The organism is Labrenzia sp. THAF82 (assembly GCF_009363435.1).
In the GTDB taxonomy this organism is placed as follows: Bacteria; Pseudomonadota; Alphaproteobacteria; order Rhizobiales; family Stappiaceae; genus Roseibium; species Roseibium porphyridii.
Window position 1 is genome coordinate 2755950 of the sequence record NZ_CP045354.1, and the last position, 13300, is coordinate 2769249.

The 13300-nt window shown below is 53.6% G+C and carries 17 protein-coding genes; 12 read left to right on the forward strand and 5 right to left on the reverse strand.

Going from position 1 to position 13300, the window contains the following annotated elements; all coding sequences use genetic code 11:
- Nucleotides 1–55 precede the first annotated feature (55 nt).
- From FIV00_RS12940 to FIV00_RS12955, 4 genes are read left to right on the forward strand one after another with little or no spacing between them, the layout of a single operon-like run.
- Nucleotides 56–1129 (forward strand): iron ABC transporter permease, encoded by a 1074-nt coding sequence (locus FIV00_RS12940; protein WP_152501134.1) that lies wholly within the window; start codon nt 56–58, stop codon nt 1127–1129.
- Nucleotides 1126–1899 (forward strand): ABC transporter ATP-binding protein, encoded by a 774-nt coding sequence (locus tag FIV00_RS12945; protein WP_152501135.1) that lies wholly within the window; start codon nt 1126–1128, stop codon nt 1897–1899. Before FIV00_RS12940 ends, FIV00_RS12945 begins: the two co-directional genes overlap by 4 nt.
- Nucleotides 1883–2356, forward strand: a complete 474-nt coding sequence (locus tag FIV00_RS12950; protein WP_152501136.1) for a pseudoazurin — start codon at nt 1883–1885, stop codon at nt 2354–2356. The genes FIV00_RS12945 and FIV00_RS12950 overlap by 17 nt, the downstream gene beginning before the upstream one ends.
- Before the next feature lie 9 nt (nt 2357–2365).
- Entirely contained in the window at nt 2366–3043 is a 678-nt protein-coding gene (locus FIV00_RS12955; RefSeq protein ID WP_152501137.1) for a bifunctional 2-polyprenyl-6-hydroxyphenol methylase/3-demethylubiquinol 3-O-methyltransferase UbiG, read from the forward strand.
- Nucleotides 3044–3134: 91 nt separating this feature from the next.
- Here FIV00_RS12955 and FIV00_RS12960 read toward each other — a convergent pair whose 3' ends face one another.
- Nucleotides 3135–3389: a phosphopantetheine-binding protein gene (locus FIV00_RS12960; RefSeq protein ID WP_173005977.1), complete on the reverse strand. Its 255-nt coding sequence runs from the start codon at nt 3387–3389 to the stop codon at nt 3135–3137.
- A 340-nt stretch (nt 3390–3729) separates the two neighbouring features.
- Nucleotides 3730–4530: a helix-turn-helix domain-containing protein gene (locus FIV00_RS12965; RefSeq protein WP_173005978.1), complete on the reverse strand. Its 801-nt coding sequence runs from the start codon at nt 4528–4530 to the stop codon at nt 3730–3732.
- A gap of 111 nt (nt 4531–4641) precedes the next feature.
- Here FIV00_RS12965 and FIV00_RS12970 point away from each other — a divergent pair, with 111 nt between their 5' ends.
- The 4 genes from FIV00_RS12970 (at nt 4642) to FIV00_RS12980 (ending at nt 7423) form a co-directional block, all read left to right on the forward strand.
- On the forward strand, nt 4642–5532 hold the full coding sequence (locus tag FIV00_RS12970) for an SRPBCC family protein (RefSeq protein WP_152501140.1): 891 nt from the start codon (nt 4642–4644) through the stop codon (nt 5530–5532).
- A 164-nt stretch (nt 5533–5696) separates the two neighbouring features.
- The gene (locus FIV00_RS12975) at nt 5697–6440 is read left to right on the forward strand and encodes a metallophosphoesterase (RefSeq protein ID WP_152501141.1); all 744 of its coding nucleotides are present in this window, start codon (nt 5697–5699) and stop codon (nt 6438–6440) included.
- Nucleotides 6441–6561: 121 nt separating this feature from the next.
- The gene (locus FIV00_RS30440; protein ID WP_256366687.1) at nt 6562–6690 is read left to right on the forward strand and encodes a hypothetical protein; all 129 of its coding nucleotides are present in this window, start codon (nt 6562–6564) and stop codon (nt 6688–6690) included.
- Nucleotides 6674–7423 carry a hypothetical protein gene (locus tag FIV00_RS12980; RefSeq protein WP_152501142.1) on the forward strand — a complete coding sequence of 250 codons (750 nt, stop codon included), beginning with the start codon at nt 6674–6676 and terminating at the stop codon, nt 7421–7423. The genes FIV00_RS30440 and FIV00_RS12980 overlap by 17 nt, the downstream gene beginning before the upstream one ends.
- A gap of 29 nt (nt 7424–7452) precedes the next feature.
- Here FIV00_RS12980 and FIV00_RS12985 read toward each other — a convergent pair whose 3' ends face one another.
- Both FIV00_RS12985 and FIV00_RS12990 read right to left on the reverse strand, forming a co-directional pair.
- Nucleotides 7453–8115, reverse strand: a complete 663-nt coding sequence (locus tag FIV00_RS12985; protein WP_152501143.1) for an aspartate/glutamate racemase family protein — start codon at nt 8113–8115, stop codon at nt 7453–7455.
- An 84-nt stretch (nt 8116–8199) separates the two neighbouring features.
- A complete protein-coding gene (locus tag FIV00_RS12990; RefSeq protein WP_152501144.1) occupies nt 8200–9096 on the reverse strand; it encodes a DUF5996 family protein in 897 nt (298 codons plus the stop codon).
- Nucleotides 9097–9290: 194 nt separating this feature from the next.
- Here FIV00_RS12990 and FIV00_RS12995 point away from each other — a divergent pair, with 194 nt between their 5' ends.
- Nucleotides 9291–10082 carry a class I SAM-dependent methyltransferase gene (locus FIV00_RS12995; RefSeq protein WP_247649381.1) on the forward strand — a complete coding sequence of 264 codons (792 nt, stop codon included), beginning with the start codon at nt 9291–9293 and terminating at the stop codon, nt 10080–10082.
- 40 nt (nt 10083–10122) lie between these two features.
- On the opposite strand, the gene FIV00_RS13000 is transcribed toward FIV00_RS12995, so the two are convergent.
- Nucleotides 10123–10983 (reverse strand): LysR family transcriptional regulator, encoded by an 861-nt coding sequence (locus FIV00_RS13000; RefSeq protein WP_152501145.1) that lies wholly within the window; start codon nt 10981–10983, stop codon nt 10123–10125.
- 78 nt (nt 10984–11061) lie between these two features.
- Between FIV00_RS13000 and FIV00_RS13005 the strand changes: the two genes are divergently transcribed.
- The 3 genes from FIV00_RS13005 (at nt 11062) to FIV00_RS13015 (ending at nt 13236) form a co-directional block, all read left to right on the forward strand.
- Complete coding sequence (locus FIV00_RS13005; protein WP_152501146.1) at nt 11062–11826, forward strand: sulfite exporter TauE/SafE family protein; 765 nt, start codon at nt 11062–11064, stop codon at nt 11824–11826.
- Between the two features lie 106 nt (nt 11827–11932).
- The gene (locus FIV00_RS13010) at nt 11933–12490 is read left to right on the forward strand and encodes a hypothetical protein (RefSeq protein ID WP_152501147.1); all 558 of its coding nucleotides are present in this window, start codon (nt 11933–11935) and stop codon (nt 12488–12490) included.
- 236 nt (nt 12491–12726) lie between these two features.
- Complete coding sequence (locus FIV00_RS13015; RefSeq protein ID WP_152501148.1) at nt 12727–13236, forward strand: fasciclin domain-containing protein; 510 nt, start codon at nt 12727–12729, stop codon at nt 13234–13236.
- The last annotated feature ends 64 nt before the right edge of the window (nt 13237–13300 follow it).

Below are 13300 nucleotides of genomic sequence, written 5' to 3' on the forward strand. Positions count from 1 at the left end.
AGTCCTCGGGCTCTGCGGTGAACCATACCGCAGGGCCTGATTTATCAGGTGTCTCATGTCTGAAATTACTCCGCCTTCCAGCGAGGCGTTGTTGCTGGTGCGCGGCTATAAACGCCGGTCCATGCAGCGTGTTGCCTTGGTTCTGCTTGCCTTCGCCGTGCTTGCCGTACTGGTGATTGTCGACGTGACCACGGGACCGGCAAATCTCTCAATTTGGCGAACCGCCGAAGTCATCTTTGACCGTTCGATCGCAACACCCAAAGAAGACGTCATTATCTGGCAATTGCGACTTCCCGTGGCGATCATGGCCGTAGCGGTCGGAGCGATGCTTGGCGTTGCCGGCGCCGAAATGCAGACGATTTTGAACAATCCGCTTGCCGATCCCTTCACGCTCGGTCTCAGCTCTGCGGCGGGGTTTGGCGCAGCTCTGGCAATTGTGCTTGGGTGGTCGGTCATCCCAGGTATCGGCGGATTGTTTGTTTCGGTGAATGCATTTGTGTTCGCAATGCTGACCTCAGGTGCGCTCTTTCTTTTTACGCGATTGCGCGGGGTGTCGCCCGAGGCGATGATCCTTGTCGGGATCGCGATGCTCTTCACCTTCAATGCCCTCCTTGCGTTTCTACAATATGGCGCATCTGAAATTCAGTTGGCCCAACTGATTTTCTGGCAGTTGGGGTCCCTGGCGCGTGCCACGTGGGCGAAAGTGGGGGTTTGCTTCCTCGTTTTGGCGTTAATCCTTCCATGGTTCATGTACCGCTCATGGGCTTTGACCGCACTTCGCATGGGCGAAGACAAGGCGGCAGCACTTGGCGTGAATGTCAGCCTTTTGCGGATCGGTGTTTTGGCAGGTGTTTCACTGCTGTCGGCCGTTGCCGTGTCTTTTGTCGGTGCAATTGCCTTTGTCGGTCTCGTCGGACCTCACATTGCCAGGATGATCGTCGGTGAAGACCAGCGTGGCTTCCTGCCTTTGTCTGCCCTGTGCGGAGCGCTCATTCTCTCCGGCACATCCATTGCGTCCAAAGCGATTTCGCCCGGAATTGTCTATCCGATCGGCATGATCACGTCTCTCATCGGAATCCCGTTCTTCATTCTTTTGATCCTTGGTCAACGCAAAAGGCATTGGCAATGAGTGGGCTGTCTGCTGAAGGCCTGAGCTTTTCTTATGGATCTCGGCAAATCTTCAATCAGATCGATGTCGGACCGGTAAAAAGCGGCCAATTGACAGCCCTTATCGGACCTAACGCTTCCGGCAAATCGACCCTGTTTCGTCTGATTGCCGGATTGCTATCAGTTGAAACCGGCAAGGTGCAGCTCGGCGAAACCGATCTGACTTCGCTGTCCACGCGAGCACGGCTCAAACGCGTCTGCTTCATGCCGCAGTTTTTCACGGCAAACGCTGCATTGACCGTTTTCGACGTTGTCATGATGGCTCACAAACAATTGCAAGGCTGGCGCGTCAGCGAGGCGGACATGATCGCTGTCGGGACTGCGCTTGAAGCGGCCGGCATCGGCCACCTCGCGGAGGCTTATGTGAGTGAACTGTCCGGTGGGCAGTCTCAAATGGTCTCTGTGGCCCAGGCATTGATCCGGAACTCGGATGTTTATCTCTTCGATGAACCGACATCTGCGCTTGATCTTCGACACCAACTGGAAGTGCTGCGGCAGATCAGGTCAGCGGTTATTGCCAGAAATGCGATTGGAATTGTCGCCCTTCATGACCTGAACCTGGCAGCGCGTTTTGCCGACAATCTCATTCTGCTGGGCAAAGGGCGGATCCTGGCACAAGGCAGTCCTGCTGAAGTGCTGCGAAAGCAATCCATTGCAGACATCTATGGGGTCGCCATTGAAACCACTACCGGTCCCAGAGAGGAGATCGTCGTTCATGCTTACCCGTCGTAATTTTGTCCTTTCGCTGACCGCACTGGCAGGCGTCGGTCCGGCATTGGCGTGTCCTGCGCCCAAGGCTGACGGAACGTCGCATGGCATCTTGATGCTAAATGCCGACTGCGGTGATCCGGGCAATCCGAATGTCTTTGAACCTGCGATCCTGCACATAAACACAGGTGACAGTGTCACTTTCGTTCCGACGGATGCCGGGCACAACTCGGCATCAAAACGCGGCATGATTCCGGACGGGGCCGAGCCCTGGAACGGCGCGATCGATGAAAGACTGACAATCGAATTCAATGTTCCTGGAATTTACGGCCATATCTGTGTGCCGCATTACGAGTGGGGCATGGTCGGTCTGATCGTTGTTGGCCAGGACTTATCCAACTTAAAGGCTGCCAAGAAGGTGAGGCACCCGGGCAGTGCCCGAAAGGTCTTTCGTTCTCTATTGAAAGAGCTGGAGGCATAACCGGTAACCATGGTCACTCAACTGATCAATACGTGGACACGTGAGCCGCTTGAAGAAAGCGGCATGACAGCTGAACATACCTGGATCTGGCGGGAAATGATCTCTGCGATCGATGAGCAGGATCTAAGCGGGCAGAAGGTTCTGGACTTCGGCTGCAACCAGGGCGGTTTCTTGCGGCTGCTGTATGATCAACGGCCTTTCGCGTCGGGTGTTGGTGTCGACCTTGCCCAAAAGGCTGTCGATATCGCTGAAGCTCGGAAAGACGGGCGACCGATTGACTACCGTGCCACTTCGGATCTGGCCGAACTCGGTGAAATATTTGATTTGGCCTTCAGCCATGAAGTCATCTATCTGATTGAAGATCTTGCCAGGCATGCGGAGCAGATTGCCAGTGTCCTGAAACCGGGCAGCAATTACTATGCCGTCACCTGTTGCCACAAGGACAGTCCATTGTGGGCTTCTTGGAGGCCAAGAATCCAGGCCTTTTCAAATATCAATGTGCCCGATCATGGTGTTGCAGACATTGCAGGTGCTTTCCGGGCTCACGGCTTTGACGTCGCCGTTAGCCGGTTTCTGGCATCGGCCTTGGTCCCGTTGGAAGGACCGAACGACTATTTTCAAAGCGACGTTGAACGGCTCGATTGCTACGCAAATTGGAAACTGATGTTTCGGATGAGGCGGTTATAAGAGAGTTTGGCTGCAGGTCGTAACGAAGGATTTTGCTGTTCTGCCGATCAGCAACTCGGTGCACTGATATCACTGAGCGTTCTGAATGCAGCTATTTCGCCACTGATTGCTCAATGGTTCTCACAAAGTCCCTGAAGGTCAATTGGGCCTTTTCCTGATCTCGCGGACTGAACACGTCATCCTCAAGAACACAGCCGAACTCTCTTTCGACGGCCATCACAATGCCGATTGCGTCAAGGCTGTCGGCTCCCAGTTTTGCCAGTGTCGAGTTGGAGGAGATAATCCATTCGGCGATATTTAGTGTCTTGGCGACAACTGTTTTGGTGCGCGCTTCAATATCAGTCATTGGAATCGACATGGGAACTTTACGGAAAGGAGTGCACCGCTTAGTTCCTCCGATGACCTTACGCAAGGTCCTACACCTAAAAATTGAACCGTGACGCGAACTTGGGTTGCTTTTTCTTTCCAGTCGCCGCCTGAAACCCCATGAAACCGGCCAGAATGAAGAATGGCATTGGAACTTGTGTCACGCAAAATATTTAGGGGATAGGCTTGTGATCAGAGGCTGGAAAGTTGTCTTCAACATCCCAGCTAGGCTCAGCTGAAGATCCCACAGTACCGGATTCCAACAATCCCTATGTACGTGCAATGCTGGCTGCCGCTCTGTGCGCTGGGCAAGGCAGATTTCACGAGAAGAAATGGGAATAAAACCAGTCGCGTGTCTTGTCGTTTGCAGGCAACAAGGTCTCCAGTCGCAGGTCATCGAGTGCGGCATCAGCGCTCATGCCTATGGTCGCGATCAGTGAGAACATCTCAAGTTCAACGTTTTCGAAATTGAACCTGATTGTCAAAACCGGAGCATTTGTCGCTGGGCGCGGACCCTCCAACAGCCCCGCGACACCTTCCAGTGCCGCGAGTTCTTTCAGGAGTGCCTGCGCTTCCTTGTCATGTGGCCGTCTTGCCACCTCCAATTCCAGCATTCTTATCAGGGCTCTCGAGGTATCTTCCCAGTTCGAAATGCAGTTGCGCAGCTGTCCCGGTGACAGGATTTCACGCAAGAGGTTCGGATCACCGCGCGCACCTGCCATGGAAAAGAACCTCTTTGCAGGCTCATTGGCCTTAACGAGGTTCCAGATCCGGTCGATCGAGACCGCAGGGAAGGGAGCGTGACCTCTCAGGACATGATCGATAGAGGCATCGACGGCTTTCTGTGTTTCACCGTCCCACCCGTGGAGTGAAGACCTTGCTGCAAACCCGGCAGACAGAAGCATCGCGTCGACCTCAGCGGCAGGCATTTCGAGCGCTTCAGCCAATTGTGCGATGGCGAACCGGCTTGGGTTGGAGCGGCCGGTTTCAAGAAAGCTGATGTGCCGTTGTGACATTCCGGATTGAAGCGAGAGCTCCAGCTGGCTGAGTCTGCGGCGCTGCCTCCAGGATTTCAAAAATCCGGGAAACGCCGGATCGGAGATGTTCAGATTATGTTGCATGGCGCGATTGTGCACGCATCGCATGCCAAGGTCGATTACCTACGACGTAATTGAGTTGATGTCTCAGATCGTCAAGTTCAGGGCCACCCCTAACTGACGAGAGGTTACACAATGGAACATTCGAAAACGGCGCGGGCCTTCCTCGGAATGAATGCCGCATTTTCGTTGCTGACGGGTGCGGCTCTTCTAATCGCTGCAGGGCAGTTTGCGGAATTGCTGTTTGCCAACGAAGCGGCATGGCAAAGCTGGACGCTGCGTATTCTGGGTGTCGGCTTGATACTCTTTGGCGTTGATCTGATCTTCTTGGCCACGGACCGTTTTACTACAAAAGCACAGGTGACCTTGATCAGTTTTTTGGATTCGGGTTGGGTTCTTGGTAGCGCTTTTTTGCTTGTATTTGCCGGATCGCTCTTTACCGACACAGGCGCGATCCTTGTTGCTGTAGTGGCCGCATTTGTTACATTTTTTGCGGTCGGGCAGTATCTGGGTGCGCGAAAAATTTTAGCGCCTCTCAGTCAGGCTTCGGTGACAATGTCCGGCGGAAAAATACTGGCCAAGGTCAGCCGCAAAGTGGATGCATCACAGGATATCGTCTGGCGGGTCATGAGCGATCACCCCGGTTATGCGGATGTCGCCGACAATATCTCTAAGGTCGAGGTGGTTGAAGGAGATGGCATCGGAATGCAGCGCCGCTGTTATGGCCCGAAAGGAGAAAACTGGCTCGAAACCTGCGACTATTTTGAAGCCGGTCGGGGCTTTGGGTTCCGGATCCACACGGAAGCCGATGATTATCCTTACCCGATTTCCGATCTGCATGGGGAATGGGTTGTCGAGAGCAATGGAAACGGTTCGGAATTCGCGATCAATATCGAGGCAGAACCCAAAGGCAATTTCCTGGTTCAAACCTTGTTCAAGACCATGGCCAAACGGCAATTCAAGGCGGTCTTGGCTGATCTCGCCGATGCCTGGGCTGCGCGAATGGAGCGGGAAGCCCGGGCGTGACATGAGGTTGCCCCTGTCAGCAAGGCGATGAATGTGTCGCCTTGCCGATCCTCGGCATTCTTGCATTCTTGAAGACGCTCTCTTTTGGTTTGTGCTCAGCTGGAATGAACTCAAAAGGCTCTGATCGGGTTGACTGCGGATCATTATGTGAACAGGTTCGATACATGAGATTTGCCGCCATTGCCGATATTCATGGAAACTCGGATGCTCTGGAAGCGGTTCTTTCCGACATCGATGCCCTGGGAATTTCCACGGTGGTCAATCTTGGTGATCATCTGAGCGGGCCACTGGACGCCCGCAGGACGATCGAGCTTCTGATGGAGCGCATGTATCCTTCGATCCGTGGCAACCACGACAGATGGTTGATTGAACAAGACCCGTCGGAGATGGGGGCTTCCGACAGGGCAGCCTATGAACAGCTGGCAAAGCACCATCTTGACTGGCTGAAGGCACTGCCGTCTTCGCTCACCTTGTTTGATGAAGTGCTGCTTTGTCACGGAACACCTGCCAGCGATGTCAGTTACTGGCTGGAAAGGGTTGAGGCGGACGGCCGTGTCAGATCTGCCACGATCGATGAGATCGAGGCGGAAGCTTCTGGTATCGATGCCAAACTTCTGCTTTGTGGCCACACGCATATCCCAAGATACGTTCGATTGCGGGACGGGCGGCTGGTACTCAATCCAGGAAGCGTTGGCTGCCCGGGCTACGACGATGACACGCCGGTTTATCATCAGATGCAAACCGGTTCACCAAATGCATCTTATGCAATTGCGGAAAAGCCTGGCGGCGACTGGCTCGTCACGTTTCGCTCAGTTCCCTATGACAATCGGCGTATGGTCGAGATGGCAAAGCAAAAGGGACGGAACGAATGGGCCGATGCCCTGTCGACTGGCTGGATCGGGTCTTGATGTCGTCGTGATGAACCTCGATCTCCAACAACGTTTGGTTCGGTTTTATTCGTCACTGAAAACAATACGTTAACTCTGGGATGACGCAGAAAGGCCTTTCATCGGTCGGAAAGCAGCCTCCATGTTGACTGACAATTGCGATCCGGACAGTTTTGGCTTCAAGGAGCGTTTTGGCGTTTCTTTGAAGAGCGCACTGATTGTCATCAGCACCAGATCCGGGAAAGAAGTTGACCATGAACAGGACATTTGATGCTGAGCGCCTGGATGTTCCTGATCTCCTGCAGCGGATGCCGGAGGGGTCCTCTCTTTCAGTCAACACGATCCGCAAAGCCGACATGAAGCGCCTCAAGGGCATGGATCAGCTGCCGCTGGCGTTTTTGGGACTGCGCTGGCTGTCCGCACCTGACCTGACAAATGTGCCTTTGCCGCCTTCGCTGAAGGAGTTAAGGATCTGGCATTCCAACAAACTCAAATCGCTGGATGGCATAGAAGTCGCGACGGGTCTTGAGAAGCTTGATCTTCGGGAAAACGGATTGCTGGAAAACGGGTCGGCTGTTCGAAACCTTCCAAAACTGCATAGCCTTTCCATCGAAGGCGGAAATTCTTCGCGGCAAAAAGTTGAAACTCTGAGTTTTCTGGAAGGGCTGCCACTGGAGCATTTGAGCCTTGTCGCTGTCGAAGGGCGTTCATTGGATCTTGGACCAGTTGCCCGCCTGCCGAAATTGAAGAGTCTCGATGTTCAGGGGCAGGAGTTTCCTTCGGTCGAGCTGGCCAAGGTTGCCGCGTCATTCCCCTGGTTCCTCGATCAGCTTTTGGATCTGCCGGAGTGCTCCATCAACGGGATGGCCTGCAAAAAATGCGGTGGACGCAAGAAAGAGCTTTTTATCAAGGAAGCGAAAGGCTTGTGGTGCCCTGATTGTGAAGCAGCTGGACTTGAAAAAGCGCTGACCGGTTTTCAAGAACTGGTCGCTGGTGCTCCGTGACAGGCCGTTTCAGCACCTTGAGCGACAGTCTATATGAAGCGTGCGATCTCCTCGATATGAATGCTCGCACAATCGACAAGCGGAAACGGAGACGTTTCGGGGCTCATGATGGCATTCAGATCCGTGCCGCCCAACAAAACAGCTTCAGCGCCATCGGAAATTAGTCTCTTGCCGGCTTCCAGAAAGACCTTGTGCAAGGCATCAGTCGGCTGGCCGGTTCGGGCAAGGGTGATGTAAGCTTCGTGAACCTGGTGCAGACTGTCGCCACCCGGCGCTCGTACGTCCACAGGTGCGAGTTTCCCATACATGGCCGAACTCATGACAGTTTCGGTTCCAAGTATGCCAACTGTCTGCATACCATTTTCCTGCAACCAGCTTGAAAGAACCTTTGTCAGGTCAATCACCGGCAGAGCAGATATTTCGGTGAATCGGTCAATACAGAAATGACCTGCAATTGATGTCACCACGACGTTTTGTGCTCCTGCAGCGGCGAGGCGATCCGTCAAGGTTGCATAGATGGCGCATTGCGCAGCTTCATTGTTTCCGATCAGGTTCGCCAGCAGCGTTGAAGTGTCCGCATGAACGATCGTCAGCTCCAGGTCCTTTTTGATCGCAGCAGCAGCTCCAATGAGTTTTCGGTAATAGAAGTCGGTTGCCGCCGGTCCAATCCCTCCGATCAATCCGATATGCATGTTGGCCGATCCTTCCTGTTCCGCTTTGCGCAGTTGAAACCGAATTCAAGTCAGAGACGAAAATGTGACCTGTCTGCCTTCCTGTCAAAACGACCGGTGCTTCAGATCCGCCAAGGGCCAGTCAGCTTTCACGGCTGCGCCTTCATAAAGGCTATTAAGGAAGGACAAGATCTCCTTCGCAGGATCGTCGGCATTTCGTGCGTCTTCGTATTTCAATATGGCGAGAGCCCCGCCGTTTTTTTCCGCCCAAAAGGCGCTGCCGGGTTGAAGCGCAATCTGGTTCATCTCCGCCGGTTCCGGATAGGCATAGCCGTAGAGTGCCGGTTCCTGAAAACTGTCATCGCCCGGCCAGAAACCAATCGATATGACCTCATGAGAATAAGCTTCCTTGTCGGCCTGTGTTCCACCTTCAAGCGGGTGTGCACGTCCTGAGAAGCGCGTCACGACAAGATCGAACGAGTGCCAATAAAGCTGAACAGGTGTTTGCTTGCCGACGAAACTGGTCCTGTAGGTTTCGAACGTGCTTGAGATCCGGCACAGCGCGCGCCAGAAATCCGAAACAGCTTGCCGGTCATATGCGCGGGGAGCATGGTCTTCGGGGAAGGGGACAGTCGATTTGTTGTCATAAGGCTTGCTGACGATTTTTACAGGGACCTCAAGATCGTCCAAACGCGAGAACAGTGCCTCATAGAAGGCTGCCACTGTCAGCCCGGAAACCGAAAACGACTTTTGCACGCCATCGTTTCTGCCGATGAGGACCTTGTGGTCGAGCATGTCATAAAGGATCTCAAAACCGCTATCGCCATAAGGGATCCGTCCGGTTGTCAGGCCGCGCACGTGAGGATATAGCGTGACGTGCCACCAGTGGTTCAGTTTCGGATGCGCCTTCAGCCGCACTTTTCCAATCATTTGCAGAAACAAATGCAGCGTGTCCTTGGTGTCAGCCCAGTTATTGTAGGGAAGTGGCGGCAATGAGCTCATGGAAGCAGTTCTCCGAATGGAATGCCTTATTGTCGGTGCTCTCAAGCCATCTAGTCTGAACTGGATTGGGGTCCAGACCAGCGCTTTGGCGCAAGCGACCGTTTTGCTCCCCAATCGCCAAAACGGGGTGTTCTTCTGCTGATTTCTCCCAAGGCAGAGGTTGCGCCTGCTTTTTTTGTGGGGGAAAAAACAGGATGGAAGGCGTCAAGAAAAAAACTCTTCATGAAGAAGCCTGGGCACAGGTCTATCCGTTGACCGACCGGCAGCTTTCACCCCTTGGACTTCAAGCTATGGCAGCCTTGGCACTACACGCTGGTGGCCATGTCCTCGATGTTGGGTGCGGCACGGGGCAAAGCCTTTTGCAACTTGTTGAAAGAGTTGGACAGACCGGGCAGGTTGTCGGTGTTGATGTGTCCCGAACCTTCTTGGCTATTGCGAAGGAACGGACGCAATCCTTTCACCAGATCAAGTTGATTGAAGCAGATGCACAGACCGTCTCCTTGCCAAATGGAAGCTTTGATGCGGTCTTTTCGCGTTTCGGTATCATGGCATTTGAAGATCCTGCTGCCGCCTTTGCCAACTTTCAGAAAATGCTCAAGCCTGAGGGAAAGCTGGGATTTTGTTGCTGGGCTGAGCTTCAGGACAATGAGTTGGATCTGCTGCCTCTTGAAGCTTCGGGAATGCTTGCCAGGGTCGATCAAACGCCGTTCAGCTTTTCAGAGCCTGTCTTTATTCGAAAGATACTGAAAGGTGCCGGATTTCACGATATTGCTATCACCCCTCACAAAGTGCCTGTCTCTTGCGGTGGTATTGAGGAAACGATGGACGTTCTTCTCAGGGTTGGAGCATTGGGAAAGATCGTTCGAGAAGATCCGGATCTTCGACCGCAGATCGAACCGCTTTTGCGGAAGGTGTTGATTGACAGAAGCGGCAGGGAACATGTGCACCTCACTGCATCTATCTTTGTTGTAACAGCATCAGCCTGATGCAAATGCTTTTTCCAGGCATAGCAGAAAATGCCTCGCTCTAGCGGGGGTTACGATCAATCTGACGATGTAGCTCTTCCACCAGCGTGCGCACCGCTTCACGCTCTTGCTTTGCGGCCACGTAGATTGAGACGGGAACTGCACCGAGCTGGGGAAGCTTGAAACGCGGTCCAATGTCGATCAGTTTCTCGGACAAGGCCGGGCGCGGCAGAATTGTTGCAGCCAGACCGGCAAGCAATACAGCTCTGAGGCCAACCGGGTCGGCATGGAATTGCAATTCGGTCTGTCTTTCCGGCTCAGTGTCTAGCGCGGTGAGAGCGTGACGGCGCAGATCGCGCGCGTCATTCAGGAATGCGAGTGGCAGCGGTCTTGAACTCTCATATGCAAAGGATGGAACGGCGGTCCACACGAGTGGTACGGGCACGGTCTCAATGCGTCCGGTATGTGGTCCTTGATCCAGAACCAGAGCAATGTCGATGCTGCCGTTGTCGAGGAGATCCCGAAGGTCGTGACTGCGCGCTGTCGTAACAGTTACCGGGTTGTCCGGTGCCGCCATTGCAAATCTGGCCAGGGCAGGCGGCAGCGCTGACAAGGCGAACGTCATTGTGGTGCCAAGCCGGATGGGCGAAGCTGTTCCACTGATTGAGGATCCTTCCATGGCTTCATCGGCCAGTACCAAAAGGCGGCGCGCCTTTATCAGAAAGGCGTTTCCATCATGTGTGAGGCTGACGGGTTTGCCGCGTCCGCGCTCTACCAGTTTTCGGGATAGTCTCTGCTCCAGGAGACGAATGTGAGCACTCACAGCCGACTGTACCGTGCCGGTTCTTTCTGCAGCTGACGAGAAGCTGCGCGTGTCGGCAACTGCGACAAAGCTTTCTATATGGCGGAGATCAAGAGACATTAAAATCACAAAATCAGATTTTTAGTAGCATGTAAAATCGTTTCTTTTCGCATTGTTTTGAGCGCTAGATTGCAGCTCATGACGTTTGAAGCCTATCTCCTCGCCGCACTGGCTGTTTTTCTGACCGGCATCTCCAAAAGTGGATTTGCGGGTGGTCTGGGCATACTCGGTGTCCCACTCGTCGCCTTGACCATGCCACCGCAATCGGCGGCAACGCTGTTGCTCCCGGTTCTTCTCTTGATTGACATTGTTTCGGTCTGGCGTTTTCGTGCCTCCTGGAAGGCGCGAACGATTATGGCTCTTCTTCCGGGTGCCGGCATCGGGATAGGTCTCGGAATGATCGGGTTTTCAAGCCTCGATCCCAACCTGTTAAAGATCGGCATCGGGCTGTTGGCGCTCTGGTTTGTGGTACGCCAGGTCTTTGGAGACAAAACAGTTGCGGGCAAACATGGCCGTTTGGGCGCCGTGAAAATCTTCATTGCAAGCCTTGTGTCGGGGTTCGCCGGATTTGTGGCGCATGCGGGCGGTCCGCCGATAAAAGGAACGTTCCTCAGCCTGGGGTTGGGCAAGTCAGCGTTTGTCGGAACAAATGCGATGTTCTTCTTCATCCTCAATCTTGCAAAGGCAGGTGGGTATGCTTCACTTGGGTTGTTTTCGGTTTCTGGTCTTTTGTCGTCCGCCGCTCTCGTCCCTTTTACGCTGATGGGTATCTGGGCAGGCTTTGCGCTGCATGACAGGGTACCGCAGCGCCTGTTCGTGCGCGTGGCTTTTGGCCTGCTTGCCCTTGCCGGTCTGAACCTCCTGGTCTTTGGGGGAGCAGGGCTGTTGACGGGAGCGGTCTGATCGGCACTGCATCTGGTCGTGAGAATGCGATCACCAATCCGTTAGTGTCAGTTGATGCCGTCGCGCGACATACTTCTCTTGCTTCGTTTATCCATCTGGGGGTGGGATGTCTCGTCTGCTAGCAGTTCTTTGTGTCGGTTTTGTTGTGTCGTCGCCTGCAGTTGCCACTGTGATCAACGGCGAAGTTCTGCGCCAAAATGGAAATGGCGAATTCAAGTTGCTCGATACGTCGGTTCCGTTTTCGGTTGGACATGACAACTTCAATACAGATCATCTTTATGCATTCGACGAGGATCAGAACATACTTTTGAGCGAGCCGATCAGGGTCGATATCGGTGGTGATCGCGGCATGATCCCGCAAGGAACAACGGTCGCGAGCCACTATGTCTTTTTTGACAGCTTGTCCGGCGTTCACGAGGGGTATGTGGATTTTGATGCCCCAATTCTTGGAATTGCAGCGCTCCCAGATACCCTGGACGCGACTGATTTCCTGGCAAACAACTCCGTGAATTACATCAGCACTGATCTCAGGGGATTGGAACCAGGTGACTATGTCTGGATCGATCCCGACGATCCATTTCGTCTCTGGGTGCTTTGGGCAGGATCTTCACCCGGAGACTACATCCGTGTTTTTACCGAAAAATCGCTGGGTGCGATGATGTAAGCGCCAAAAACAAGCGGCATGATGGGTTTGAGCCCGCCAAAACTACTTTTCCAATTCTAAATGCCTTTGCCTCGAGTTTCGCCTAGTGCGTTCGCTGTGCGATCGTTCAACTCTTCCGGACTGCTTTCGGAATAAATCGAAAATAGTTTTTCTTTTTTTTATAAAATACCAGCTGATCTGACTCAATATTCGCGCCGTACTCAGCTCTGTAATTCGACAAATCAGGAGTAGAGTCCATGAAAAAGAGCGTTCTCGCGCTAGCAGCATCATTGTGTCTTTTTGCAGGTACTTCAAACGCAAAGACAATCGTAGATATCGCCGGAGGCGATGAGCGCTTCAGTACTTTGGTTGCTGCTGTTCAAGCCGCTGGACTACAGGACGCTTTGCAGGGACCAGGCCCGTTCACGGTATTTGCCCCCGTCAATGACGCATTTGCTGCACTTCCCGAAGGCACGGTGGAGACCCTTCTGAAGCCGGAAAACAAGGATCAGCTGACCAACGTCCTGCTTTATCACGTTGACGACCGTAAGCTGACTTCGAGCAACATTCCGGTTGGTTCAAACTATTTCAAGCCGCTTTTGACCAGCGAGCGCACCTGCATCACGCGCTCGGGTGACGGTGTTCAAATCGCAGACGGCAGCGGAGCGTCAGCAAATGTTATCATCGCCGACATTCAAGCCGAGAACGGCGTGATCCACGTCATCGACAAAGTGCTGCTGCCGGGTGACAGGCCTGCCTGCCACTAAGAAATCTGGCATTCCTGCCACGAAAGGTCCGCAGTTTCTGCGGGCCTTTTTGCGTTCTGGAAGC

What these genes read in the sequence shown, in the direction of transcription:
- FIV00_RS12995 (WP_247649381.1), top strand. Translation starts at nt 9,291, where the DNA reads ATGGAAGGCGTCAAGAAAAAAACTCTTCATGAAGAAGCCTGGGCACAG.
- FIV00_RS30440 (WP_256366687.1), top strand. Translation starts at nt 6,562, where the DNA reads ATGTTGACTGACAATTGCGATCCGGACAGTTTTGGCTTCAAGGAGCGT.
- FIV00_RS12980 (WP_152501142.1), top strand. Translation starts at nt 6,674, where the DNA reads ATGAACAGGACATTTGATGCTGAGCGCCTGGATGTTCCTGATCTCCTG.
- FIV00_RS13015 (WP_152501148.1), top strand. Translation starts at nt 12,727, where the DNA reads ATGAAAAAGAGCGTTCTCGCGCTAGCAGCATCATTGTGTCTTTTTGCA.
- FIV00_RS12985 (WP_152501143.1), bottom strand. Translation starts at nt 8,115, where the DNA reads ATGCATATCGGATTGATCGGAGGGATTGGACCGGCGGCAACCGACTTC.
- FIV00_RS12990 (WP_152501144.1), bottom strand. Translation starts at nt 9,096, where the DNA reads ATGAGCTCATTGCCGCCACTTCCCTACAATAACTGGGCTGACACCAAG.
- FIV00_RS13000 (WP_152501145.1), bottom strand. Translation starts at nt 10,983, where the DNA reads ATGTCTCTTGATCTCCGCCATATAGAAAGCTTTGTCGCAGTTGCCGAC.
- FIV00_RS12955 (WP_152501137.1), top strand. Translation starts at nt 2,366, where the DNA reads ATGGTCACTCAACTGATCAATACGTGGACACGTGAGCCGCTTGAAGAA.
- FIV00_RS12960 (WP_173005977.1), bottom strand. Translation starts at nt 3,389, where the DNA reads ATGACTGATATTGAAGCGCGCACCAAAACAGTTGTCGCCAAGACACTA.
- FIV00_RS13010 (WP_152501147.1), top strand. Translation starts at nt 11,933, where the DNA reads ATGTCTCGTCTGCTAGCAGTTCTTTGTGTCGGTTTTGTTGTGTCGTCG.
- FIV00_RS12940 (WP_152501134.1), top strand. Translation starts at nt 56, where the DNA reads ATGTCTGAAATTACTCCGCCTTCCAGCGAGGCGTTGTTGCTGGTGCGC.
- FIV00_RS12965 (WP_173005978.1), bottom strand. Translation starts at nt 4,530, where the DNA reads ATGCAACATAATCTGAACATCTCCGATCCGGCGTTTCCCGGATTTTTG.
- FIV00_RS12975 (WP_152501141.1), top strand. Translation starts at nt 5,697, where the DNA reads ATGAGATTTGCCGCCATTGCCGATATTCATGGAAACTCGGATGCTCTG.
- FIV00_RS12945 (WP_152501135.1), top strand. Translation starts at nt 1,126, where the DNA reads ATGAGTGGGCTGTCTGCTGAAGGCCTGAGCTTTTCTTATGGATCTCGG.
- FIV00_RS12970 (WP_152501140.1), top strand. Translation starts at nt 4,642, where the DNA reads ATGGAACATTCGAAAACGGCGCGGGCCTTCCTCGGAATGAATGCCGCA.
- FIV00_RS13005 (WP_152501146.1), top strand. Translation starts at nt 11,062, where the DNA reads ATGACGTTTGAAGCCTATCTCCTCGCCGCACTGGCTGTTTTTCTGACC.
- FIV00_RS12950 (WP_152501136.1), top strand. Translation starts at nt 1,883, where the DNA reads ATGCTTACCCGTCGTAATTTTGTCCTTTCGCTGACCGCACTGGCAGGC.